At 34.0% G+C, this 25,286-nt stretch carries 23 protein-coding genes and 4 tRNA genes; 24 read left to right on the top strand and 3 right to left on the bottom strand.

Annotated elements, in window-relative coordinates:
* The first annotated feature begins 377 nt into the window (after nt 1-377).
* Complete coding sequence (locus AAGV28_RS03290; protein WP_373405392.1) at nt 378-1,403, top strand: 2-hydroxyacid dehydrogenase; 1,026 nt, start codon at nt 378-380, stop codon at nt 1,401-1,403.
* 291 nt (nt 1,404-1,694) lie between these two features.
* On the opposite strand, the gene lysS is transcribed toward AAGV28_RS03290, so the two are convergent.
* Nucleotides 1,695-3,449, bottom strand: coding sequence for a lysine--tRNA ligase (gene lysS, locus AAGV28_RS03285; RefSeq protein ID WP_373405391.1), 1,755 nt, complete (start codon nt 3,447-3,449; stop codon nt 1,695-1,697).
* 272 nt (nt 3,450-3,721) lie between these two features.
* Here lysS and AAGV28_RS03280 point away from each other — a divergent pair, with 272 nt between their 5' ends.
* The gene (locus AAGV28_RS03280; RefSeq protein ID WP_373405390.1) at nt 3,722-4,477 is read left to right on the top strand and encodes a hypothetical protein; all 756 of its coding nucleotides are present in this window, start codon (nt 3,722-3,724) and stop codon (nt 4,475-4,477) included.
* Nucleotides 4,478-4,706: 229 nt separating this feature from the next.
* The gene (gene lipB / locus AAGV28_RS03275; protein ID WP_373405389.1) at nt 4,707-5,402 is read left to right on the top strand and encodes a lipoyl(octanoyl) transferase LipB; all 696 of its coding nucleotides are present in this window, start codon (nt 4,707-4,709) and stop codon (nt 5,400-5,402) included.
* A gap of 162 nt (nt 5,403-5,564) precedes the next feature.
* Here the strand turns inward: lipB and AAGV28_RS03270 are convergent, their stop codons facing one another.
* Complete coding sequence (locus AAGV28_RS03270) at nt 5,565-6,224, bottom strand: ribonuclease HII (RefSeq protein ID WP_373405388.1); 660 nt, start codon at nt 6,222-6,224, stop codon at nt 5,565-5,567.
* A gap of 173 nt (nt 6,225-6,397) precedes the next feature.
* Between AAGV28_RS03270 and AAGV28_RS03265 the strand changes: the two genes are divergently transcribed.
* From AAGV28_RS03265 to AAGV28_RS03250, 4 genes are all read left to right on the top strand, one after another.
* A complete protein-coding gene (locus AAGV28_RS03265) occupies nt 6,398-8,386 on the top strand; it encodes a putative porin (RefSeq protein ID WP_373405387.1) in 1,989 nt (662 codons plus the stop codon).
* Nucleotides 8,387-8,396: 10 nt separating this feature from the next.
* Nucleotides 8,397-8,879, top strand: a complete 483-nt coding sequence (locus tag AAGV28_RS03260) for a 3'-5' exonuclease (RefSeq protein WP_373405386.1) — start codon at nt 8,397-8,399, stop codon at nt 8,877-8,879.
* A 72-nt stretch (nt 8,880-8,951) separates the two neighbouring features.
* Complete coding sequence (locus AAGV28_RS03255) at nt 8,952-10,223, top strand: DUF2851 family protein (RefSeq protein ID WP_373405385.1); 1,272 nt, start codon at nt 8,952-8,954, stop codon at nt 10,221-10,223.
* Between the two features lie 58 nt (nt 10,224-10,281).
* Nucleotides 10,282-10,509: a PspC domain-containing protein gene (locus AAGV28_RS03250; RefSeq protein ID WP_373405384.1), complete on the top strand. Its 228-nt coding sequence runs from the start codon at nt 10,282-10,284 to the stop codon at nt 10,507-10,509.
* A 70-nt stretch (nt 10,510-10,579) separates the two neighbouring features.
* On the opposite strand, the gene AAGV28_RS03245 is transcribed toward AAGV28_RS03250, so the two are convergent.
* On the bottom strand, nt 10,580-12,217 hold the full coding sequence (locus AAGV28_RS03245) for an amino acid permease (protein ID WP_373405383.1): 1,638 nt from the start codon (nt 12,215-12,217) through the stop codon (nt 10,580-10,582).
* A gap of 127 nt (nt 12,218-12,344) precedes the next feature.
* Here AAGV28_RS03245 and AAGV28_RS03240 point away from each other — a divergent pair, with 127 nt between their 5' ends.
* The 17 genes from AAGV28_RS03240 (at nt 12,345) to rpoB (ending at nt 25,040) form a co-directional block, all read left to right on the top strand.
* Entirely contained in the window at nt 12,345-13,235 is an 891-nt protein-coding gene (locus AAGV28_RS03240; RefSeq protein ID WP_373405382.1) for a ComEA family DNA-binding protein, read from the top strand.
* A 16-nt stretch (nt 13,236-13,251) separates the two neighbouring features.
* A complete protein-coding gene (locus AAGV28_RS03235; RefSeq protein ID WP_373405381.1) occupies nt 13,252-14,394 on the top strand; it encodes an acyl-CoA dehydrogenase family protein in 1,143 nt (380 codons plus the stop codon).
* Between the two features lie 223 nt (nt 14,395-14,617).
* The gene (gene rpsU, locus AAGV28_RS03230; protein ID WP_373405380.1) at nt 14,618-14,812 is read left to right on the top strand and encodes a 30S ribosomal protein S21; all 195 of its coding nucleotides are present in this window, start codon (nt 14,618-14,620) and stop codon (nt 14,810-14,812) included.
* A gap of 73 nt (nt 14,813-14,885) precedes the next feature.
* Nucleotides 14,886-15,794 carry a tyrosine-type recombinase/integrase gene (locus AAGV28_RS03225; RefSeq protein WP_373405379.1) on the top strand — a complete coding sequence of 303 codons (909 nt, stop codon included), beginning with the start codon at nt 14,886-14,888 and terminating at the stop codon, nt 15,792-15,794.
* An 18-nt stretch (nt 15,795-15,812) separates the two neighbouring features.
* Nucleotides 15,813-16,115: a ribosome hibernation-promoting factor, HPF/YfiA family gene (hpf, locus tag AAGV28_RS03220; protein WP_373405378.1), complete on the top strand. Its 303-nt coding sequence runs from the start codon at nt 15,813-15,815 to the stop codon at nt 16,113-16,115.
* Nucleotides 16,116-16,205: 90 nt separating this feature from the next.
* A tRNA-Thr gene (locus AAGV28_RS03215) sits at nt 16,206-16,279 on the top strand.
* Between the two features lie 102 nt (nt 16,280-16,381).
* Nucleotides 16,382-16,462 (top strand) — tRNA-Tyr (locus AAGV28_RS03210).
* 81 nt (nt 16,463-16,543) lie between these two features.
* Nucleotides 16,544-16,615: transfer RNA gene (locus AAGV28_RS03205), tRNA-Thr, on the top strand.
* A 54-nt stretch (nt 16,616-16,669) separates the two neighbouring features.
* Nucleotides 16,670-17,857 carry an elongation factor Tu gene (gene tuf / locus AAGV28_RS03200; protein WP_373405377.1) on the top strand — a complete coding sequence of 396 codons (1,188 nt, stop codon included), beginning with the start codon at nt 16,670-16,672 and terminating at the stop codon, nt 17,855-17,857.
* Between the two features lie 60 nt (nt 17,858-17,917).
* Nucleotides 17,918-17,988 (top strand) — tRNA-Trp (locus AAGV28_RS03195).
* A 19-nt stretch (nt 17,989-18,007) separates the two neighbouring features.
* Nucleotides 18,008-18,205 (top strand): preprotein translocase subunit SecE, encoded by a 198-nt coding sequence (secE, locus tag AAGV28_RS03190; protein WP_373392027.1) that lies wholly within the window; start codon nt 18,008-18,010, stop codon nt 18,203-18,205.
* Nucleotides 18,206-18,213: 8 nt separating this feature from the next.
* Nucleotides 18,214-18,765 carry a transcription termination/antitermination protein NusG gene (gene nusG / locus AAGV28_RS03185; RefSeq protein ID WP_373405376.1) on the top strand — a complete coding sequence of 184 codons (552 nt, stop codon included), beginning with the start codon at nt 18,214-18,216 and terminating at the stop codon, nt 18,763-18,765.
* A 66-nt stretch (nt 18,766-18,831) separates the two neighbouring features.
* On the top strand, nt 18,832-19,269 hold the full coding sequence (gene rplK, locus AAGV28_RS03180) for a 50S ribosomal protein L11 (RefSeq protein WP_066324992.1): 438 nt from the start codon (nt 18,832-18,834) through the stop codon (nt 19,267-19,269).
* 13 nt (nt 19,270-19,282) lie between these two features.
* Nucleotides 19,283-19,972: a 50S ribosomal protein L1 gene (gene rplA, locus AAGV28_RS03175; protein WP_373405375.1), complete on the top strand. Its 690-nt coding sequence runs from the start codon at nt 19,283-19,285 to the stop codon at nt 19,970-19,972.
* A gap of 22 nt (nt 19,973-19,994) precedes the next feature.
* On the top strand, nt 19,995-20,498 hold the full coding sequence (gene rplJ / locus AAGV28_RS03170; protein ID WP_373405374.1) for a 50S ribosomal protein L10: 504 nt from the start codon (nt 19,995-19,997) through the stop codon (nt 20,496-20,498).
* 91 nt (nt 20,499-20,589) lie between these two features.
* A complete protein-coding gene (gene rplL, locus AAGV28_RS03165) occupies nt 20,590-20,961 on the top strand; it encodes a 50S ribosomal protein L7/L12 (RefSeq protein ID WP_373405373.1) in 372 nt (123 codons plus the stop codon).
* Between the two features lie 266 nt (nt 20,962-21,227).
* Nucleotides 21,228-25,040, top strand: a complete 3,813-nt coding sequence (gene rpoB, locus AAGV28_RS03160; RefSeq protein WP_373405372.1) for a DNA-directed RNA polymerase subunit beta — start codon at nt 21,228-21,230, stop codon at nt 25,038-25,040.
* Nucleotides 25,041-25,286 lie beyond the last annotated feature (246 nt).

The raw sequence follows: 25,286 nt of genomic DNA, 5'->3' as shown, positions 1-25,286 counted from the left end.
AATATCTAAAATTTAAACGGTTACTAAATGTAATCTATTTATTAGATAGACTTATTTTTTCAGGAATGGTTTAATATGCCGATTAAGAGTCTGTTTAAATTTATTAAGAAAATAAATTTTCTTTTTCCCTGTTTCTAAAGTTTGAAAATTTTTTAAAATTCATCAAAATTACATCCACCGCGGCGGAGTGGGGAAATTAATTTATACAAAGTCTACTATTAAATAATTAATATTCTGATGTAATTTTGTTTTTGATAACACTAGTTTAGTGTGTAATTAAAATAGGTATTTAAATAAAATTATTTCTTAACTACTTTAAGATTTATTGCCTAACTTGAAAACACTTTAAAACAGAAGGAATTCTTTAAAAATAACTCATGAAACATCCCATTTTACCAATAAAATCAAAAGTCGCTTTTTTTTCAACCCAGGTTTACGATCAAGTTTTCTTTGAAAAATACAACACCGATTTTGGTTACGAATTAGATTTTTTTGAAACTCAATTAAATGAGCAAACAGTAAAGTTAATTAGCAATACTGATGTGGTTTGTGTTTTTGTTAATGATGTTGTCAATGCGTCGGTAATCCAACAACTAGCAGAAAAAAAAGTGAAAATTATTGCTTTGCGTTGTGCGGGTTTCAATAATGTCGATTTAGAAGCTGCTAAAAAACACAATGTAAAAGTATGTCGCGTTCCAGCTTATTCTCCAGAAGCGGTTGCGGAACATGCCATGGCAATGATTTTGACATTGAACAGAAAAACTCATAAGGCATACAATCGAGTTCGGGAACAAAATTTTTCTTTAAACGGATTGTTGGGCTTTGATTTGCATGGAAAAACGGTTGGGATTATTGGAACAGGAAATATTGGAAAAGCGTTTGCTAAAATCATTACAGGTTTTGGTTGTAAAGTTTTGGCTTTTGACATCGTTACCGATTCGGAAATGGAGAAGAACGGAGTAACTTTTGTCTCATTAGAAACTATTTTTAAAGAATCGGATATTATTTCGTTGCATTGTCCGTTGAATGAAAAAACAAAACATCTTATAGATAAAAAATCACTTTCGATAATGAAAGAACATGTGATGATTATCAATACAAGCCGAGGAGCATTAATTCAAACTTCGGATGTAATTAAAGCATTAAAAAAAGGTAAAGTAGGCTATTTAGGCATTGATGTTTACGAACAGGAAGAAAAACTTTTTTTCAGAGATCTTTCAGAAGATATTATTCAGGACGATGCCATTCAGCGTTTAATGAGTTTTCCGAATGTTTTGGTTACAGCGCATCAGGCTTTTTTTACCAATGAAGCTTTAACGCAGATTGCTCTAGTGACTTTCAATAACATCGAATCCTTACTCGCTCAAAATGATATTGACAATAAAGCGGCTTTGTTAGTTTAAAATAAAAAAAGAGCTTAATTTAAAGCTCTTTTTTTGTGCGCGTGAGAAGGGATTCGAACCCTATACTTTGAACTATTCATTATGATTGTAGTTTGTGATAAAATTGTGCTCACGCAGTCAAAGTTTTAAACACGCCGTTTTTTATTTTTTCCATAAGTTTTGATTTATTTAAATAACAAGTTATACAATCATACAAAATGCCTAAACCCAATTTAAGGAACAAACTACAATCATAACCAGTTATCAATGTTATTATCAAACTGATTAAATGAATATTTTAAATATTTTGTTTTAAATATTTAATTCAGAGAAGAATGGTTCTTCACCGGTTGATTCATTTTTTAAAAAAATATCTTCAACATATTTAATTTCATTTTCTGTGTGAATTTTTATAAATCCTAAAGTTCTTAATTCTTTAATTGCTTTATCCCATTTTTTTCCAGATAAAAAGGATTTTTGTTTTAAATCAACTAATTCCATTTTAGTTGACTTTTCTAATATGTCAAATATTAATTTTTCATCACCAGTTATTACAAATTGTTTTGACTGTTTTTTCTCTGGACGCATTTGCGGAAACAACAATACTTCTTGGATAGAAGCATTATTCGTCAAGAACATCATCAAGCGATCCATTCCTATTCCTAATCCAGATGTTGGAGGCATTCCGTATTCTAATGCTCTCAAGAAATCTTCATCGATAATTCCATTTGCTTCATCATCACCTTTGGCAGCAAGACGCATTTGGTCTTCAAAACGTTCTCTTTGATCAATTGGGTCATTTAATTCAGAGTATGCATTTGCTACTTCTTTACCACAAACCATTAACTCAAAACGCTCCGTCAATTCAGGATTGTCGCGGTGTTCTTTACAAAGCGGAGACATTTCTTTTGGATAATCAGTAATGAACGTTGGCTGAATATAATTCCCTTCGCATTTCGCTCCAAAAATCTCATCAATCAATTTTCCTTTTCCCATGGTTTGATCTACTTCGATTCCCATTCCTTTAGCTGCTTCATATAATTCAGCTTCGCTTTTTCCAGAAATATCAAAACCGGTAAAATGTTTGATAGAATCGGTCATCGTTACACGCGCATAAGGCGCTTTGAAACTAATTTGGTGTTCGCCAAAAGTAGCTTCGCTAGTTCCATTCACGCCAATAGCACAATGCTCTAACAATTTCTCGGTAAATTCCATCATCCAGTTGTAGTCTTTGTAGGCTACATATATTTCCATTGCTGTGAATTCTGGGTTGTGTGTTCTGTCCATTCCTTCATTACGGAAGTTTTTCGAAAACTCATACACACCATCAAATCCACCAACAATTAGTCTTTTTAAATACAATTCATTCGCAATACGCATGTACAACGGAATGTCCAATGAATTATGGTGCGTAATAAACGGACGTGCTGCAGCACCACCCGGAATGGCTTGTAAAACAGGAGTTTCCACTTCTAGATATCCAGCATCATTAAAGAATCCACGCATAGCGTTGAACAATTTAGTACGTTTGATAAAAGTATCTTTTACGTTTTGGTTTACCGTTAAATCCACATAACGCATACGGTAACGCAATTCGGCATCGTTAAAAGCATCGTGCACTTTTCCATCTTCATCTACTTTTGGTAAAGGAAGCGGACGCAACGTTTTACTCAAAAAAGTGAATTCGTCCACACGAATACATTGCGCACCAACTTTGGTGGTAAACAATTCGCCTTCAATACCAATAAAATCACCTAAATCGGTCAGTTTTTTGAATACTTGGTTGTACAAAGTTTTATCATCACCTTCACATAAAACATCGCGATTCACGTACAATTGAATACGTCCTTCGCTATCCTGCAATTCAGCAAAACAAGCTTTTCCTTGATCTCTCACACTCATCAAACGCCCAGCAACAATCACTTTTTTCCCTTCTTCGAAAGATTCCTTAATCTGCTTCGAAGTATGATTTACAGGAAAAAGATTAGCAGGATAAGGATTGATTCCTAAGTTGCGTAAAGATTGAAGTTTTTCTCTTCGGATGATTTCTTGTTCGGATAATGCCATTATAGTCTGATTTTTAAGACCGCAAAGATAGTCAAATTTGAAAATGTGGCAATTTGAAAATTTGAAAATGATTTTAGAAATTTTATGAGCTGAAAATCTCCGTTTTTAATCATAATTTGTCCCGCTATCCGTTGCAATCTTTTTTGTCCGCTGCAGCGGACAAAAAAGGATTTTCACTACTATCGGGGCTATACTAGAAATTCTTTTTTTCAAATTATGAATAAAAGAATTGAAACCTCCTTTGTATATTTGGAAAAAAATTCAAAAGCACGATGAAATCAAAATTTCTACTTTTTCTTACTTTCTTATTGGTATTTTCTAGCTGCAACTTCACCGAAAACCTAAATGTAAAAGACGACGGAACCGGAACTTTTGCATTAGAAATGGATGGAGCAGGATTGATGGCGATGGCTGGGGATAAATTGTCGGAAGGTTTAAATCAAAAAAAAGACACTAAGGTTATTGACTCTACTTTTTCATTCAAAGAAATTTTTGAAGCTAAAAAGGATAGTATTGCTAAATTGTCACCAGAGCAACAAGCAGCATTGAAAAAAATGGAGAATTTTGTGATGCGTATAAAAATGAATGCTGAAAAACAACAGTTTTTATTCTCTATGGATACGCCTTTTAAAAGTGTAGCCGATTTGCAAAACATGATGGATGGATTTAAAATATTAAATGATTTAAAAGGAAAATCAGATAATGGAGGAATGGCTAATCCTTTGACAGATGGTTTGGGGAGTAATGCAAAAGTAGATTATTCCTATAATGGCAAAACATTTACTCGTAGCGCTACAATGAATAAAGAAGCTTTGGATAAAGTGAAAAATGATTCTCTGGGAATGGCTAAAATGATTTTTGCTTCGTCCAAATATACTTTGAAATACCATTTTCCTAAAGCTGTAAAATCGGTTTCTAATCCCGATGCGTTATTTAGTGCCGACAGAAAAACCATTACTGTTGAATATCCTTTTACTGATTACTCAGAGAATCCGGAAAAGTTGAATCTGAATGTGGTTTTTGAATAGATTAAAAAAAAATGACCGCAAATTCGCAAATTTTTTACTTCTCCTTATGCTTTGAGTTTCTTGGGAAATGTTGTGACTAATTAAGGCAGAGTTTGAATTCTTTATTTTTTTTAGAAATAAGGAAAAAATAATTTGCGGTAGGATATATTTTTCGTTTGTTTTTGGTGACTTTGTGGCTTCGTGGCAAAAGAAAATAATTAATTGTATTTTTGCAGTTCACAAATGAGACATGAACAAAAAAATCCAACTTCAAGATTTAGGTACTAAAGATTACAAATCGACTTGGGAATATCAGGAAGAATTGTTCAAAGGTATTGTCGACTTGAAAATTCAAAACCGTAGAGAAGAAACGCAAATTCCAACGCCAAATTATTTACTTTTTGTCGAACATCCGCATGTTTATACTTTAGGGAAAAGCGGCGATTTAGAGAATTTATTGTTGTCCGAAAAACAGCTCGAAGCTAAAGGTGCTACTTTCTACAAAATCAATCGTGGTGGTGATATTACCTATCACGGCCCGGGACAAATTGTAGGTTATCCCATTTTGGACTTAGAAAATTTTTTTACAGATATTCATAAATATTTGCGTTTTCTGGAAGAAGCTATTATTCTGACTTTAGCCGAATATGGTGTAGCATCCGGACGTAGTGATGGTGAAACAGGAGTTTGGCTTGGAGTAGGAACGCCATTTGCCCGTAAAATTTGTGCTATGGGTGTGCGCGCTTCGCGTTGGGTAACCATGCACGGATTTGCGCTAAACGTCAATGCCGATTTGGGTTATTTTGATAATATTATTCCTTGTGGAATTCGTGGAAAAGCAGTGACTACTTTAAATGTAGAACTTGGTGTCGAAAAAGTCGATGAAGCTGAAGTAAAATCAAAAATCCTGAAACATTTTACAGATTTATTCGAAGCTGAATTTTAATTAAATTCCATGTTTTTTGGAACACAGATCTAACGGATTTTAGCAGATTTACACTGATTTTTCTTTTTCCCTTTGCGTCTTCGTAGCAAAAAAACTTTGAGAACTTTGCGGTAAATTTTGCACGCAGTAGTAAATCTGAAATCAAAAATCGTTAATCTTCAATCATAAATCTAAAACCAGCTGTTCCGGCAACAATCGAAAACTCATTCTGTGGTATTTTGTAGTGCCATATTTCCGAATAGCTTCGCGATGTTCTTTGGTAGGATAGCCTTTGTTTTTTTTCCAATTGTACATCGGGAATTCTTCGTGAATCTTGTTCATGTATTCATCGCGATAGGTTTTTGCCAAAACGGAAGCGGCTGCAATGCTCAAATATTTCGAATCTCCTTTAATAATACTTTGATTCGGAATTGATTTTAGTAATTCGATTTCCTCAGTTGTGAATTGTTTTCCTGTGGTATTTTTTAGACCTAATTTGGCATTCAAAGCTCTATTACCATCCACAATAATAAACTCAGGGACAAGATTTAATTTCAAAACCGATTCTTGCATGCCTTTCATAGAAGCGTTTAGGATATTGATTTCGTCAATTTCATTTGGAAGCAAATGGGTAACGGCAAAAGTAACGGCTTGTTCTTCGATTATGGGGCGTAATTGTTCTCTAACTTTTTCAGAAAGTTGTTTACTGTCGTTTAGAATAGAATTGTTGAAAGTTTGAGGTAGGATGATTGCAGCAGCAGTTACGGGCCCAGCAAGACAACCGCGACCCGCTTCGTCGGTTCCTGCTTCAAGAATAAGTTGAGAAAAAGTAGAGGCAAGCATATAGAAGATTTTTTGAAAAGCAAAGATTATAAAATTTTTAAGATAATAGTTCGTTATTCTAACGTTTACTTGAAAAGAAGGTAGAATTAAGTTGTTTTTTTATACGCTTTTATCGTTTACCTTTGCTTCATTATTAGTTTTGAAATAGAACCCAAATTATATAGCTATTCCGAATGAGAATTCTCTTTTTTTTATATTTTTTAGTAGTACCCACATTGGTGTTTTCTCAAGTAGATTCAAGAGAAGAAGAGCCTAAAAGAAGTTTTTCGGACAGGTTGAAAGGAGCAAATGATAAGGATAAAGATACAGCCAAAGTTGCATCAATTGATTTGTACCGTTTTATTACTTTAGAAAGAGATACCACTTATTTAGATACTTCGCTTACTATTCAAAGAGAATACAGTCACAATTATCTTAGAAGAGATCTTTTTGGATTATTGGCTTTCCCAAATGAAGGACAGCCTTACAATACACTTCAGTACAGTTTGACTGATTATTCACCTTATCCAGAATTTGGTTTCAAAGGAAAACAGTTTAATTTTTTAGAGGCAAATCAAATTAGGTATAGTTCAGTTGCTACTCCTGTTACCGAATTGTTTTTTAAATCTACTTTGGGAAGAGGACATTCGGTAGACTCATTTTTCACATTAAATTTGGCGCCTAATCTTAATTTTTCTATTGCTTACAAAGGTTTGCGTTCAGAAGGAAAATACATCAATCAGTTTACTACTACTGGAAGTTTTAGGTTTACGTCAAGTTATCATACTCTAAGTAAACGTTATCTTCTAAATGCACATTTTGTTTCTCAGGATGCTTTAAATGAAGAAAATGGCGGAATTACAACCGTAGAAGATTTTGAAAGCGAAAATCCAGACTTTGAAAACAGACAACGTTTGCAGGTTTTTCTAACGGATGCCGAATCTTTTATAAGAGCAAAACGTATTTTTGTAGATCATGCTTTTAGAGTCAATCCAACGGAAGGAGATAATAATTTATATGTAATGCATCAGTTAAATTATGAAAATAAATTCTTCGAATACTATCAGCCTACATTACTTTCGGCAGTGGGAACACAAGCTGTTCAACGATTTGGTGATGCTATTGTAACTTCGGAACTTAAAGATCAAACGCGTTACAACAAGATGTACAACAAAGCAGCTTTGAAGTACGAAAACAGAACACTAGGAGAATTTCAATTTTTTATAGATGATTTTCGTAGTAATTATTATTACAGTCGAATATTAATTAGAGACGATGCCGAAAATCCTTCTACTACACCAACTATATCAACAAAAGTAATTCCTTCGACTTTATCTCGAAATATTAACAGTGTTGGAGGGCAATATGAATATCAAAAAAACAAATGGCATGGGAAGTTTTTGCTGTCAAGATCCATTACAAATCAGTCTTTGTCTAATTTAGATGCCAAATTAGATTATAATTTGAATGATGATTTCCAGTTTGTTTTTGGATATCAAAATCTAAATAAATTGCCTAACGATAATTATAATTTGTACCAAAGTAATTATGTAGGATACAATTGGTCGAATGATTTTAAAAACGAAAAAATTAATGTAATTAGTGGAGATGCAGTAACACCTTGGTTTGAAGCTTCGTTAGAGTTGTCGACGCTCACCGATCATTTGTATTTTGAAAATGTAGCAACCGATGAATTGCAGCAAATAGTTACTCCAAATCAATATAGTGGAACCATTAATTATTTGTCTCTTAAATTGAATAAGGAGATTACTTTTGGGAAATTTGCGTTGAATAATACGGTTTTGTATCAAAAAGTAGATCAGCAAGATGCCATATTGAATGTGCCGGAATTAGTTACTCGCAACACCTTGTATTTTACTAATTATTTCTTTAAAAGAGCCTTGTTTCTTCAAGCAGGAATCACTTTGAATTATTTTACCAATTATTTTGCTAACGATTACAATCCGGTTATTGGAGAATTTTTTATTCAAAATAAAAAGGAAATTGGAAATTACCCTAACCTTGATTTCTTTATCAACGCTAAAATACAACGCACCAGAATTTATATAAAAGCGGAACATTTTAATGCGGCTTATACAGGAAATAATTATTATTCGGCACCTAATAATCCGTATCGCGATATGACTATTCGTTTTGGATTGATATGGAATTTCTTTAATTAGTTTTTTTATTATGACCTTTACCGCCATAGATTTTGAAACCGCTACTGCTTTTCATCCCTGTTCTGTAGGGATTGTTACGGTGGAGAACGGAATTGTTGTAGATGAGTTTGTAACTTTAATCAAACCACCTAATAATTTGTATTCGCCATTTACCATTCAAGTGCATGGGATTTATCCAAGTGATACGGCGCGGGAGAAAAATTTCCTTCAAGTATTTCCTGAAATTCAAAAACGACTTCAAAATAGAGTGGTTGTAGCACACAACGAGAGTTTTGATCGAAATGTTTTGGCTAAATCCATGGCGTATTACGGTTTAGATTACGCCGATTTGGATATTGCTTCACGATGGGAATGTACCGTAAAAATTTATAAAGCCAAAGGCTTAAAGCCTACTAAACTTAGTGATTGTTGCCGTGCAATGAATATTCAGTTGAATCACCACGAAGCATTGTCTGATGCTAGAGCTTGTGCCCGTTTGTATCTTATGCAGTAAGAAAATCAATTCTAAAGTTTTTCGTGTAGGCTTTTTCATTAAATTAGTGTATTTATTTTTTAAGTCATTATGATGAAAGAAGATTTTTTACACTATTTATGGAAATTCAAGAAGTTTGATGCACTGAATTTAAAAACTTCTAGCGATCAAGAAATTACCATCATCAATGTTGGTCAATATTTACAACAAGCGGGTCCAGATTTTTTTAATGCCCAAATTATTATTGGGAACCAAAAATGGGCGGGTAATGTAGAAATCCATCTGAAATCTTCCGATTGGTATGTGCATCATCATGAAAAAGATACTGCTTATGAAAATGTGATCCTTCATGTGGTTTGGGAACACGACACCGAAGTTTTTAGAAAAAATAATACTGAAATCCCTGTTTTAGAACTTAAAAATTATGTTGAAAAAGAGGTTTTAGTAAATTATCAAAAGCTATTGACTCCAAAATCATGGATCTTTTGCGAAAAACAACTACAAGATTTTGATGATTTTGTTTTAAAAAATTGGCAGGAACGTTTGTTTTTTGAGCGTTTAGAAAGAAAATCAAAAGCAATTTATGAGTTGTTAGAACAAACTAATATGGATTGGGAAGCAGTATTGTTTTGTATGCTGGCTAAAAATTTTGGATTGAATACCAATGGCGAAACTTTTTTCAAAGTTGCCAAATCAATTTCTTTTACCATAATAAGAAAAGAAAGTTTTGAAGTAGAGAATTTAGAGGCGCTTTTGTTTGGAAAAGCAGCTTTGTTGGATTCAGAGAAAGAAGATGCTTATTTCAAAGATTTAAAATTCAGGTATTTTTATCTACTACATAAATACCAATTAGAGCCAGAAAGCGAAGGGCAAGTTCAGTTTTTTAAACATCGTCCAGATAATTTCCCAACCATTCGGCTTTCACAATTGGCTCATTTGTATCATTTGCATCAAAATTTATTTTCGAAAATTAATAATAATTTTTCCATTGACACCATTTATCAATTGTTTCAAGTAAGTACATCGACTTATTGGGAAACGCATTACCAATTTGATAAAGTGAGTCCGAAGAAATTAAAAAAACTCTCCAAATCTTTTGTAGATTTATTACTCATTAATACCATTATCCCCATTCAGTTTGCTTATGCTAAAAGTCTAGGGAAGGAGATAGCAGAGGATTTGATGACAACCTTAGTTTCCGTTGCTCCCGAGAGAAATAGTATTATAGATAAGTTTAGTTTTTTTGGAATAAAAGCCAATAATTCGTTTGAGACCCAGTCTTTGTTGCAATTGAGAAATGAGTATTGTAGTGCAGGAAAATGTTTGGAATGTGCTATTGGAACCGAGTTGTTGAAAAAAAGTTAGTGGTTGCTATTGTGTATTATTTTTGTAATTTTACCTCATTCTTAAAACAGTTTAAATCATGTCGGCAATCATAAAACTTAAGTTTTTTTTCGAAAAATACGGATTTCAAGTTTCTTCACGACTTGCAGATAGTTTGGGAATGCGAGTTACCAGCGTTCGATTGTTTTTTATTTACATTTCATTTGTAACTGTAGGGCTAGGTTTTGGGATTTACTTAACTTTGGCTTTTTGGATTCGTTTGAAGGATTTAATTAGAGCTAAAAGGACCTCTGTTTTTGATTTGTAATTTTAAAATGCAATAAAAAAGGGACTCTAAAATATTTTTAAGAGTCCCTTTTTTTATTATAATGAGTTAATTATTTTGCTTTTTTGAAACTGTAGCCATAAACAAAAGCATGAATTATAGAGAAAAATAATGAAAAATAAAACAAATAAGTGTCATTTAAATTAGGGTCGCTATGGTGTATGAAAGCAATGACAACAAGTATGAACACCATTCCTAATCCAGATCCTGAAACTGTTTTTTGATTTTTTAAACTGTATTGTCCTTTATTTAGAACACTATTTTTCATTCCGTAGAATAGGTACAAATCAAAACCAATCATCATCCAAACGATAAGTCTAATCCAGGTGTCTAATGGCAAAAATACCATCATAAATAAACAAACGATAACTCCCGCAATAGGAACAAAAGGAACAAGAGGAGTTCTAAAAGCTCTTGGTGCTTCAGGCATTTTTTTACGCATAATCAATACGCCGAGACATACTAAAATAAAAGCAAACAAAGTACCGATACTAGTCATCTCGCCAACTACTCTTGCAGGAACAAAAGCAGCAAAAACACTTACAATTAACATAAACAATAAATTGTTTTTAGCAGGAGTTCTAAATTTTTCATGAACTTCAGAAAAAACTTTTGGAATTAAACCATCTCTACTCATCGAGAAAAATACACGACTTTGCCCCATTAAAAGAACTAATATAACAGAAGAATAACCGCCCAGAATAGCTAGTAAAATAGCATTATTCAACCAGGGATAAGCGGGGGTAATCATTCCGTTAGCTCCAGTAGGCCCCATGGCTTCAACTGCAATAGCAACAGGGGCAATTCCGTCTTTTCCTGCAAAAGCTTGGTAATTGATAACACCTGTCATAACGTGAGCAAACAAGATATATAACACCGTACAAATTGCTAATGATAATAAAATACCAATAGGCATGTCTCTTTTTGGATTTTTAGCTTCTTGCGCAGCAGTCGAAACAGCATCAAAGCCAATATAAGCAAAAAACACAATAGCCGCAGCTCTAATAATTCCTGAGAAACCAAACTCTCCAAATTTTCCAGTATTTTCAGGAATGTAAGGCGTGTAGTTTTCAGGTTTGATATATTGCCATCCCACGGCAATAAAAATTAATACAATGGATACTTTTAATAAAACGATAATTCCGTTAAATAAAGCGGATTCTTTAGTTCCTCTTATTAAAATCATTGATACAGCCATAACAATAAATACGGCCGGAAGATTAATTATTCCACCTTCGAAAGGAGAAAGCATATACGAATCACTAAGGTGAATTCCATAACCTTCTAATAATTTACCTAGATAGCGAGACCAACTAATAGAGACCGTTGCGGCTCCTACAGCGTATTCGAGCACTAAATCCCAACCAATTATCCAAGCTATAAATTCTCCCATTGTTGCAAAGGAATAGGTGTAAGCACTTCCTGCAACAGGAATCATCGATGAAAATTCAGCATAGCACAAACCTGCAAAAATACAACCCAAAGCAGCAATAAGAAAAGAAATGGTTATTGCTGGACCTGCATTTAGCGAAGCGGCGAGACCGGTTATTGAAAATAATCCAGCACCAATAATGGCTCCTATACCTAATGCAACAAGACCAGGAGCTGTTAGTGTTTTTTTTAATCCTTTTTCAGAATCTTCGGCTTCGGCTAAAAGTTGGCTCAATGGTTTTCTTCTCCAGATAGACATGGTATTGTGTTTTTTTGGTTATAATGTTTCAAAAGTATAGTTTTTTATGGAAAAACAATAATTATGTTTTTGAATTAGATTAAAAATTATTTGTAAATTTATCTTGTAAGATTTAATGTTCAAAGCAATGATTTTTAAAAAGAGTATGGATTGTTTTCAATTTACAAAAGAACAGCAAAGAGGAATTCTGGGACTGTTTTTTATTATAATTGTAATTCAGTTTGTTTCTTTCTTAGTAGATTTTAAAACTACTCCAAAAGTAGATTTAGTAGAGCAAAAATGGCTTGCAATGCATTCTGAAATCAATGTTCTTGAAAACCAACTAAAACAGCAAACGATTAAATTGTATCCTTTTAATCCAAATTTTATCACGGATTACAAAGGTTATCAACTCGGTATGTCAGTGGAGGAGATTGATAAACTTCAGGCTTTTCGAAAAGAAAATAAGTATGTCAATTCAGTCAAGGAATTTCAATTAATCACGGGTGTTTCTGATTCTTTATTGGCGGTTATAGCTCCTTATTTTAAATTTCCTGATTGGGTTAAAAATAAATCATTGGCTAAGTCGGCTGCTTTTTCGAAAACAAATCCAGCCTATTTTTCAAAAAAAGAGAAATTGATTGTTAAGGATATTAATCAGGCTACTCACGAAGATTTAATTAAAATTTATGGAATAGGTGATGTGATTTCGAAGCGAATTTTAAAGTTCAAAGAGAGTTTGGGCGGTTTTGTTTCTATGGATCAAATGAAAGATGTCTGGGGATTGTCACCTGAAGTTATTGAACAATTGAATACTAATTTTAAAGTTGGAACTCTTCCTAGTTTAAAAAAAATAGATATTAATAACGCTTCGGTGAAGGAATTGACTCAGTTTCCTTATTTCAAATACAGTTTGGCACGAGAAATTGTTATTTACCGAAGTAGTTATGGGGATATTAAAAATGCAACCGATTTAACAAAAATTAAAGGAATGTCTATTGAGAATGCAACTATTATAGCCTTATATTTGGACTTTTAAACAAAAAAACTATAATATGTATTTTGATAATAGTGAGACACAAAATATGATTGCTCAATCCATTAGAGATTTTGCCGAAAAAAACATAAGACCTTATATAATGGAATGGGATGAAGCTCAGTTTTTCCCAGTTCCTTTGTTTAAGCAATTGGGGCAAATGGGTTTTATGGGTATTTTAGTTCCAGAAGAATTAGGTGGTTCAGGATTAGGTTATCATGAATATATTACCATTGTTGAAGAGCTTTCTAAGGTTGATCCTTCTATAGGTTTATCGGTTGCGGCACATAATTCTTTGTGTACAAATCACATTTTGACTTTTGGTAACGATGAACAAAAAAAGAAATGGATTCCTAAATTAGCATCGGGAGAACACATAGGTGCTTGGGGGTTAACGGAACACAATACAGGATCGGATGCTGCGGGAATGAATACTACTGCAAAAAAAGATGGTGATTTTTGGATTGTAAACGGAGCAAAAAACTTTATTACTCATGCCGTTTCTGGTGATATTTCGGTAGTAATTGTTCGTACTGGTGAAAAAGGAGATTCTAGGGGAATGACTGCTTTTGTGTTCGAAAAAGGAACGGTCGGGTTTTCTTCTGGTAAAAAAGAGAATAAATTAGGCATGCGTGCGAGTGAAACTGCCGAATTAGTTTTTGATAATTGTCGAATTCCAGACGCGAATAGGTTAGGAGAAGTAGGTGAAGGTTTTATTCAGGCAATGAAAATATTAGATGGCGGAAGAATTTCTATTGGAGCCTTATCATTAGGAATTGCAAAAGGAGCTTATGAAGCGGCTTTAAAATATTCGAAAGAAAGGTATCAGTTTGGAAAAGCTATTTCTGAATTTCAGGGAATTTCTTTTAAATTAGTGGATATGGCTACAGAAATTGAAGCTTCAGAATTATTATTACATAAAGCGGCTTTCTTAAAGCAGCAACATCGTCCTGTGACTACTGCTGGAGCTATGGCTAAGATGTATGCTTCTGAAGTATGTGTAAAAGTAGCTAATGAAGCAGTCCAAATTCATGGAGGTTATGGATTTACCAAAGATTTTCCAGTAGAAAAATTCTATAGAGATGCTAAGTTGTGTACCATTGGGGAAGGAACTACTGAGATTCAAAAAGTAGTGATTTCGAGAAATTTGTTGAAAGAATAAAGAATAAAGAATAAAGAATAAAGAATAAAGAATAAAGAATAAAGAATAAAGAATAAAGAATAAAGAATAAAGAATAAAGAAGTTTTTTAATCAACAATGATGAAATCTATTTTCTTTATTCTATGTTCTTTTATCTTAATTTAAAAATAAGTCAAAATTCATAACTCATAATTAATAATTAATAATTACTTTTGCAGCCTTAACGAGAGGAGGTGTCAAAATTATGTTAATTATACCAATTAAAGACGGAGAAAATATCGATAGAGCATTAAAGCGCTATAAAAGAAAATTTGATAAAACTGGAACAGTTCGTCAATTAAGAGCTCGTACAGCTTTCATTAAGCCGTCAGTTAAAAATAGAATGAAATTCCAAAAAGCGGCTTACATCCAAAACATGAAAGATGGTTTAGAGAGTTAGTAGTTTTCTTTTTGAAACAAATATAACCGTTAGTGGTCAGATTTTTTATAAATTTGATGCTAACGGTTTTTTTATGGCTACAAATTTAGAAGCATTTACAGATTATCTTCAAAAAGAGAAAAAGTATTCTCCTCATACACTTTGTGCTTATGTGAAAGACGTGTCTGATTTTCAGGAATACAATGCGGCAAATTTTAATCAGCAGGATATTGTTTCGGTTGAGTATGTTCAAATCCGGTCTTGGGTTGTGTCTTTAGTTGAAGATGGTTTGTCTACAATTTCTGTGAACAGAAAAATAGCTTCGCTAAAAGCGTTTTATAAATTTCTTTTAAAAATAAAACAAATAGAAGTCAATCCTTTATTGAAGTATAGGTCTTTGAAGGTGTCTAAGAAAATTCAAATTCCTTTTTCGGAAAAAGAAATGAATCTTGTATTGGAGGGTTTTGAGCTGGAAAAAGGATTTGAAGGAGTTAGAGACAGGTTGTTAGTTGAATTATTGTATTCTACAGGAATCAGAAGGGCGGAATTGATTCATTTAAAGCTAGATGCGGTTGATTTTTCTAATGGAACGATTAAAGTTTTAGGGAAAAGAAGTAAAGAACGTATTATTCCCGTTTTGTCGGTGGTGATGGAACAAATGCGTTTGTATCTTAAGGAGAGGAGTGGTTTAGAGATTGTTAAGGATGAAGCTTATTTTTTTTTGACAAAAAAAGGATTAAAATTGAGTGAATCTTTTGTCTATCGTTTAATAAATTCTTACTTTAGTAAAGTCTCCGAAAAGGTAAAGAGAAGTCCGCACATGTTAAGACATACGTTTGCAACTCATTTATTGAATAATGGAGCTGATTTGAATTCAGTTAAGGAGTTGTTAGGGCATTCTAGTTTGGCTTCGACGCAGGTTTATACTCACAACAGTTTATCAGAGTTGAAAAAAATCTATGTTGGTGCGCATCCTAGAGGTAATGACGATTCTAAAGTTTAACCATAAAAAATATTGATTATGAAGGTAAATGTTCACGCTGTTAACTTTACGGTTGATGGGAAACTAGTAGATTTTGTTCAAGGTAGAATGGATAAATTGGAAAAATACTACGATAAGGTGGTTTCTTCAGATGTCTATTTGAAAGTAGAAAATATAAGTGAAAAAGAGAATAAAATCGTTGAGATGAAGGTAAATGTACCTGGAGATGATTTTGTGGTTAAAAAACAGTGTAAAACTTTTGAGGAGGCGGTAGAGTTATCGGCGGAATCATTAGAGCGTTTGCTGGTAAAAAGGAAAGAAAAGATAAGAACGCATATATAATTGAAATTTTTTTCAAAAAATGTTTTGATTGAAAGATAAAATCTATACATTTGCAGTCCGTTAGAAATAGCGGACTTTTTTATTGATACTGCCAGCGTAGCTCAGTTGGCTAGAGCAGCTGATTTGTAATCAGCAGGTCGTGGGTTCGAGTCCCTCCGCCGGCTCAATAGATATAAGATTTTAGATTAACGATTTTAGATTTCAGATTCTTTGAAAATCAAAAATCACTAATCCTCAATCAAAAAAATCTGCAATCATAAAAAAAGGGGGAGATACTCAAGCGGCCAACGAGGGCAGACTGTAAATCTGCTGTGTGAACTTCGCAGGTTCGAATCCTGCTCTCCCCACGAAAAAAGAAGTTTGGGTTTGTGTAATGGTTTTTAAGTTTTAATTTGAATTCTAAATCATAAATCTAAAAAGAACTCTCTGCCGGTGTAGCTCAGGGGTAGAGTGCTTCCTTGGTAAGGAAGAGGTCTCGGGTTCAATTCCCGACATTGGCTCAATTAAAAAATTTTGAACACTAATAAATTAATAAAGATTAAAATCTAAGTAAAATGGCAAAAGAAACCTTTAATCGTTCGAAACCGCACTTAAACATTGGTACAATCGGACACGTAGATCACGGAAAAACTACATTAACTGCTGCAATAACTAAAGTGTTATCTGATGCTGGTTACTGTCAAGCAAAATCTTTTGATCAAATTGATAATGCTCCTGAAGAAAAAGAAAGAGGTATTACAATTAATACATCTCACGTAGAGTATGAAACTGCTAACCGTCACTACGCTCACGTTGACTGTCCTGGTCACGCGGATTACGTAAAAAACATGGTTACTGGTGCTGCTCAAATGGACGGTGCTATCTTGGTAGTTGCTGCTACAGATGGTCCAATGCCACAAACTCGTGAGCACATCCTATTAGGTCGTCAGGTAGGTATTCCTAGAATGGTTGTATTCATGAATAAAGTGGATATGGTTGATGACGCTGAGTTGTTGGAATTAGTAGAAATGGAAATTAGAGACTTATTGTCTTTCTATGAGTATGATGGTGACAACTGTCCAGTTATTCAAGGTTCTGCTTTAGGTGGATTGAATAATGACGCTGCTTGGGTTCCTAAAATTCTTGAATTGATGGCTGCTGTTGATGCTTGGATTGAAGAGCCAGTACGTGATACTGAAAAGCCTTTCTTGATGCCAGTTGAAGATGTATTCACAATTACAGGTCGTGGAACTGTTGCTACAGGTCGTATCGAAACTGGAATTGCTAATACTGGTGATGCTGTTGAAATTATTGGTATGGGTGCTGAAAAGTTAACTTCTACAATTACAGGAGTTGAGATGTTCCGTAAAATCCTTGATAGAGGTGAAGCTGGAGATAACGTAGGTTTGTTATTGAGAGGTGTTGCTAAAGAAGATATCAAGAGAGGAATGGTTATCATTAAGCCAGGATCTGTTAAGCCACACGCGACTTTCAAAGCTGAGGTTTATATCTTGAAAAAAGAAGAAGGTGGACGTCATACTCCATTCCATAATAACTACCGTCCGCAGTTCTACGTACGTACAACTGACGTAACAGGAGTTATTACTTTGCCAGAAGGAGTAGAGATGGTAATGCCAGGAGATAACTTGACTATCAATGTATCTTTATTAAGTCCAATCGCAATGAGTGTAGGTTTACGTTTCGCTATCCGTGAAGGTGGTAGAACTGTAGGTGCAGGTCAAGTGACTGAAATAGTAGGATAATCCTATAAAAAAATACATAAAGCCAGTTGATTTTCTTAACTGAAATCACTGGCTTTAATTACGGGCGTAGTTCAAGGGTAGAATAGCGGTCTCCAAAACCGTTGATGGGGGTTCGAATCCCTCCGCCCGTGCAATAAAAAATATATCACAATGGCAAAAATTGTTAATTACATATCAGAAGCATTTGAAGAGTTAAAGTCAAATGTAACTTGGCCAGAATGGGCTGAGGTGCAGCGTCTAACAATTGTTGTGGCTGTTTTTTCAGTACTGTTTGCTTTGGCAACATGGGGAGTTGATGAGTTTTTTGCAAAAGCATTAGCAGGATTTTTTAACTGGATAAAAGCGTAGTTTTTATTATGGTAGATAGTAATGTTAAAAAGTGGTATGTTGTTCGAGCAGTAAGTGGGCAAGAAAATAAAGTTAAGGCATACATAGAAACAGAAATCTCTAGATTAGGGATGGCTGATTATGTGTCTCAAGTTCTTGTTCCGACTGAAAAAGTTGTGTCTGTAAAGGATGGTAAGAAATTAGTTAAGGAAAAAGTATATTTTCCTGGCTATGTTATGATCGAAGCAAATTTAGTTGGAGAAATTCCTCATATCATTAAATCAATAACCAGTGTTATTGGTTTTTTAGGAGAAACTAAAGGAGGTGAGCCAGTTCCACTTAGACTTTCAGAAGTAAATAGAATGCTTGGTAAGGTTGATGAGTTAGCTGTTAATACAGATACAAAATCAATTCCATTCAACTTGGGTGAAACTATTAAGGTTATTGATGGTCCTTTTAATGGTTTTAATGGTACAGTTGAAAAAATCAATGAAGAAAAGCGTAAACTTGAAGTTATGGTTAAGATTTTCGGTAGAAAAACACCATTAGAATTAAGTTTTATGCAAGTAGAAAAAGTATAATTTTCGTTACACTATAATAACCACTTCAATTGCTTCCGTAAATTGTTGTGTTAAATTTTTTAAAAAATGGCTAAAGAAATTAGTAAGGTAGTTAAACTACAAGTTAAGGGAGGTGCTGCGAATCCGTCGCCACCGGTTGGACCTGCTTTAGGAGCTGCTGGGGTTAATATCATGGAGTTCTGTAAGCAATTTAATGCTAGAACACAAGATAAACCTGGCAAAATATGCCCAGTACAAATTACTGTGTATAAAGACAAATCATTCGATTTTGTTGTTAAGACTCCTCCTGCAGCAGTTCAATTATTGGAAGCTGCAAAGCTAAAATCTGGTTCAGGTGAGCCTAATCGTAAGAAAGTAGCTAGTGTTACTTGGGAACAAATTAGAGCTATTGCTGAAGACAAAATGCCAGACTTAAACGCTTTCACAATTGAGAAAGCTATGAGTATGGTTGCTGGAACAGCTAGATCTATGGGTATAACTGTATCAGGAGACGCTCCTTTTTAATTAAGAGAAAGACATGGCAAAATTGACAAAAAAGCAAAAAGAGGCTGCTTCAAAAATTGAAAAGAACAAATTATACTCTTTAAAAGATGCTGCTGCATTAATTAAAGTTATTGCTTCTGCAAAATTTGATGAGTCTGTTGATATCGCAGTACGTTTGGGTGTAGATCCAAGAAAAGCGAATCAAATGGTGAGAGGTGTGGTAACATTGCCTCATGGAACTGGTAAAGATGTAAAAGTATTAGCATTAGTTACTCCAGATAAAGAAGCGGAAGCTTTAGCAGCTGGTGCAGACTATGTAGGTCTTGATGAATATTTACAAAAAATTAAAGACGGTTGGACAGATGTTGATGTAATTATCACTATGCCAGCTGTAATGGGTAAATTAGGTCCATTAGGTCGTATTTTAGGACCTAGAGGTTTAATGCCTAACCCTAAAACAGGTACAGTAACTATGGATGTTGCTAAAGCTGTCGCAGAGGTGAAAGCTGGTAAAATTGACTTTAAAGTTGATAAAACTGGTATCGTACATGCAGGAATTGGTAAAGTTTCTTTTGGAGCGGAGCAAATTTATGACAATGCACACGAAATTATTCAAACATTAATCAAACTTAAGCCAACTGCTGCTAAAGGTACCTATATTAAAGGTATTCACCTTACAAGCACAATGAGTCCTGCTATCGCATTGGATCCAAAAGCAGTATAATTGGTAGTTAAAAATTTTTAGTATGACTAGAGAAGAAAAATCAATCGCGATTGAAGATTTAACTGCACAGTTAGCTGGTACAAATATTATTTATGTATCTGATATTTCTGGACTTGATGCAGAGGCAACTTCAAACTTAAGAAGAGCTTGTTACAAAGCTGGAATTAAATTAGAAGTTGTAAAAAACACTTTGCTTGCTAAAGCAATGGAAGCTTCTGATAATGATTATGGCGATTTACCTTCAGTATTGACTGGTAATAGTGCTATTCTTATTGCAGATGTTGCTAATGCGCCTGGAAAAGTTATTAAAGACTTTAGAAAGAAAGCTGCAAAACCTGTTTTAAAAGGAGCTTATATTAACTCTGAGATTTATATTGGTGATGATCAATTAGATGCATTAGCTACTATTAAATCTAAAGAAGAGCTTATTGGAGAACTTATTGGATTATTGCAATCTCCAGCACAAAGAATTATTTCTGCTTTACAAAACAAATTCGCTGGTAGCGAAGAGGAAGTTGAAGCATAATAATCAAAACAAGAAAGTTTATTTTCTTGTTAATTAAATTAGCGCACAATAATAAATTATATTTTACAAATCATTTTAAAAGATAGAAAAAATGGCAGATTTGAAACAATTCGCAGAACAATTAGTTAACTTAACAGTTAAAGAAGTTAACGAATTAGCAACAATATTAAAAGACGAGTATGGTATCGAGCCTGCTGCTGCAGCTGTAGTAGTTGCTGCTGGAGGTGGTGAAGGTGCTGCTGAAGAAGCTCAAACTGAATTTACAGTTGTATTAAAAGAAGCTGGTGCTTCTAAATTAGCTGTAGTGAAAATGGTTAAAGAATTAACTGGTTTAGGTCTTAAAGAAGCTAAAGATATCGTAGATAGTGCTCCATCTAACATCAAAGAAGGTGTATCTAAAGATGAGGCTGAAGGTCTTAAAAAATCATTAGAAGAAGCTGGAGCTGTTGTTGAATTAAAATAATTCAACTCGGTTTTAAGAACTAGGTTTAGGTCTTGAGTTAACACTCAATGCCTAAACCATTTTTCGTATAATAAAATAGATCAATTTTATTATAATTTTAAGTTTAAAATACGAAAAAGTTTTTGATCAATACGAAGAAAAAAAATGGAACCGATTTGAATTCGTTTTATTTTTAAAGATGTATTGATTACAAAAAAGAAAGTATAATTTAAACAGTGTGTTTTACACAAAAAACTACTTTTTTTTAATCAAAATTTTGTCCATTGATGATAACAAATCAGACTGAAAGATTGAATTTTGCCTCTACTAAAAACATACCTCAGTATCCAGATTTCTTGGATGTTCAGGTTAAATCTTTTCAAGATTTTTTCCAATTGGAAACTAAATCAGACGAAAGAGGCAACGAAGGTCTATACAACACCTTCATGGAAAACTTTCCAATTACAGATACAAGAAACAACTTTGTATTGGAATTCCTGGATTATTTTGTAGATCCACCACGTTATACAATTCAAGAATGTATAGAAAGAGGTCTAACGCATAGTGTACCTTTAAAAGCAAGGTTAAAACTATACTGTACTGACCCAGAGCACGAAGATTTTGAAACTATTGTTCAGGATGTTTATTTAGGAACAATTCCTTACATGACTCCTAGTGGAACTTTTGTTATTAACGGTGCTGAACGTGTTGTTGTTTCTCAACTTCACAGATCTCCAGGTGTTTTCTTCGGACAATCATTCCACGCTAATGGAACAAAATTATATTCTGCCAGAGTAATTCCTTTTAAAGGATCTTGGATAGAATTCTCTACTGATATCAACAGCGTTATGTACGCTTATATCGATAGAAAGAAAAAATTACCTGTTACAACTTTATTCCGTGCAATTGGTTTCGAAAGAGATAAGGATATCTTAGAAATTTTTGACCTTGCTGAAGAAATTAAAGTATCTAAAACAGGACTTAAAAAATATATCGGTAGAAAATTAGCTGCTCGTGTATTAAATACATGGCATGAGGATTTCGTAGATGAAGATACTGGTGAAGTAGTTTCTATCGAACGTAACGAGATTATCCTTGATCGTGATACAATTATCGATAAAGATAATGTAGAAGAGATCATCGATTCTAACGTTAAATCTATTTTGTTACATAAAGAAGATGCTAATCAAGCTGATTATGCCATCATTCATAATACATTACAAAAAGATCCAACAAACTCTGAAAAAGAAGCTGTTGAGCATATCTACAGACAATTGCGTAACGCAGAACCGCCTGATGAAGAAACTGCTCGTGGTATTATAGATAAATTATTCTTTTCTGACCAACGTTACAACTTAGGTGAAGTAGGTCGTTATAGAATGAACAAAAAACTTGGTTTAGATATCCCAATGGAAAAGCAAGTGCTTACCAAAGAAGATATCATAACTATCGTGAAGTATTTAATTGAGTTGATAAACGCGAAAGCAGATATTGATGATATTGATCACTTATCAAACCGTCGTGTTAGAACAGTTGGTGAACAATTGTCTCAACAATTCGGTGTTGGTTTAGCACGTATGGCCAGAACTATTCGTGAGAGAATGAACGTTAGAGATAACGAGGTGTTTACACCAATTGATTTGATTAATGCTAAAACATTATCATCAGTTATCAACTCTTTCTTTGGTACGAACCAGTTGTCTCAATTTATGGATCAAACGAATCCATTAGCAGAGATTACACACAAAAGAAGATTATCTGCCCTTGGACCTGGTGGACTTTCGAGAGAAAGAGCTGGATTTGAGGTTCGTGACGTTCACTATACGCATTACGGACGTTTATGTCCTATTGAAACTCCAGAGGGACCAAACATTGGTTTGATTTCTTCTCTTGGTGTTTATGCTAAAGTAAACGGAATGGGATTCATTGAAACTCCTTACCGTAAAGTAACTAATGGTGTAGTTGATTTAGTTTCTGAAGCAACTTACTTAAGTGCTGAAGAAGAAGAAGGAAAATTGATTGCTCAGGCAAACATTGAGATGGATGAAACTGGAAAAATCACAGCTGAAAACGTAATTGCACGTGAAGAAGGTGATTTCCCTGTTGTTGATCCTTCTAAAGTTGATTATACTGACGTTGCTCCTAACCAAATTGCATCTATCTCTGCATCTTTGATTCCTTTCTTGGAACACGATGATGCGAATAGAGCCTTGATGGGATCTAACATGATGCGTCAGGCGGTTCCTTTGATTCGCCCTGAAGCTCCAATTGTTGGAACTGGTTTAGAGCGTCAAGTAGCTTCTGACTCTAGAGTGTTGATTAATGCTGAAGGGCATGGTACTGTAGAATATGTAGATGCTAATATCATTACTATTAAATACGATCGTTCTGAGGAAGAAAGAATGGTAAGTTTTGATACTGATGAAAAGACATACAACTTAATTAAATTTAGAAAAACCAATCAAGGAACAAGTATCAACTTGAAACCTATCGTAAGAAAAGGTGACAGAGTGATTCCTGGTCAAGTATTATCAGAAGGATATGCTACTGAAAATGGTGAATTAGCTTTAGGTAGAAACCTAAAAGTAGCGTTCATGCCATGGAAAGGGTACAATTTTGAGGATGCGATTGTGATTTCTGAAAAAGTAGTTCGTGATGATATCTTTACTTCAATCCACGTAGACGATTACTCATTAGAGGTAAGAGATACTAAATTAGGTAACGAAGAATTAACGAATGATATTCCTAACGTTTCTGAAGAGGCTACTAAAGACTTAGATGAAAACGGTATGATTAGAATTGGTGCAGAGGTGAAACCTGGTGACATTTTAATTGGAAAAATTACACCAAAAGGAGAATCTGATCCAACTCCAGAAGAGAAATTGCTTCGCGCCATCTTCGGGGATAAAGCTGGTGATGTAAAAGATGCTTCGTTAAAAGCATCTCCATCTTTACACGGTGTTGTTTTAGATAAAAAATTATTTGCAAGAGCGGTAAAAGATAAACGCAAACGTACTCAGGACAAAGATGCTTTAGGAGCACTTGAAATGGAGTTTGAAGTTAAATTTACAGAATTAAAAGATAAGTTAATTGAAAAACTTTTCTTGATTGTAAACGGAAAAACATCACAAGGAGTAATGAATGATTTGGGTGAAGAAGTTTTACCAAAAGGTAAAAAATACACTCAAAAAATGCTTTACGCTGTTGAAGATTTTGCTCACTTAAGCAAAGGTCAATGGGTAGCTGATGATGCAACTAATAAAATGGTGAATGATTTAATTCATAACTATAAAATTAAGTTGAACGATTTACAAGGAGCGTTAAGAAGAGAGAAATTCACAATTACTGTTGGAGATGAATTGCCATCAGGAATTTTGAAATTAGCTAAAGTTTATATCGCTAAGAAACGTAAGTTGAAAGTAGGGGATAAGATGGCTGGACGTCATGGTAACAAAGGTATTGTTGCAAGAATCGTTCGTCATGAAGATATGCCTTTCCTTGAAGACGGAACACCAGTTGATATCGTGTTGAACCCACTTGGGGTACCTTCTCGTATGAACATTGGTCAAATTTATGAAACTGTTCTTGGATGGGCTGGACAAAAATTAGGTAGAAAATATGCTACTCCAATTTTTGATGGTGCTTCACTTGATCAAATTAATGAATTGACTGACGAAGCTGGAATTCCACGTTTTGGACATACTTATCTTTATGATGGTGGTACAGGAGAGCGTTTCCATCAGGCTGCAACTGTAGGTGTAATTTACATGCTTAAATTAGGACACATGGTTGATGATAAGATGCACGCACGTTCTATTGGTCCATACTCGTTGATTACACAACAACCACTTGGAGGTAAAGCTCAATTTGGAGGTCAGCGTTTTGGAGAGATGGAGGTTTGGGCACTTGAGGCTTATGGTGCTTCTAGTACACTTCGTGAAATATTAACAGTTAAATCTGATGACGTAATTGGTAGAGCTAAAACTTACGAAGCTATCGTAAAAGGTGAAACTATGCCAGAACCAGGATTGCCAGAATCATTCAATGTATTGATGCATGAATTGAAAGGTCTTGGATTAGACATTAGATTAGAAGAATAATATTCAGTGAACAGTGTTCAGTTTTTAGTAATCAGTGATAATCTGAATACTAAAAACTGAGCACTGATTACTTTTTTTAAGTTTTTAGGATTTATACCCGTAAACCGTTCCGATTTTTTATAGAACTAATGGTTTTATAACTAGCACTTCAAATAGTCGTTTGAGGTTTAGAGAAGTAATTCGAGGTAATGTAGAAGTCAAAAGTTGGAAAGTCAAAAGTCCCCAGCGACTTTAAAACTTTCGACA

The organism is Flavobacterium zubiriense (assembly GCF_041729725.1).
GTDB classification, from domain to species: Bacteria; Bacteroidota; Bacteroidia; order Flavobacteriales; family Flavobacteriaceae; genus Flavobacterium; species Flavobacterium zubiriense.
The sequence above is the reverse complement of the archived record's forward strand: the minus strand, read 5'-3'. Positions and strand labels throughout refer to the sequence as shown.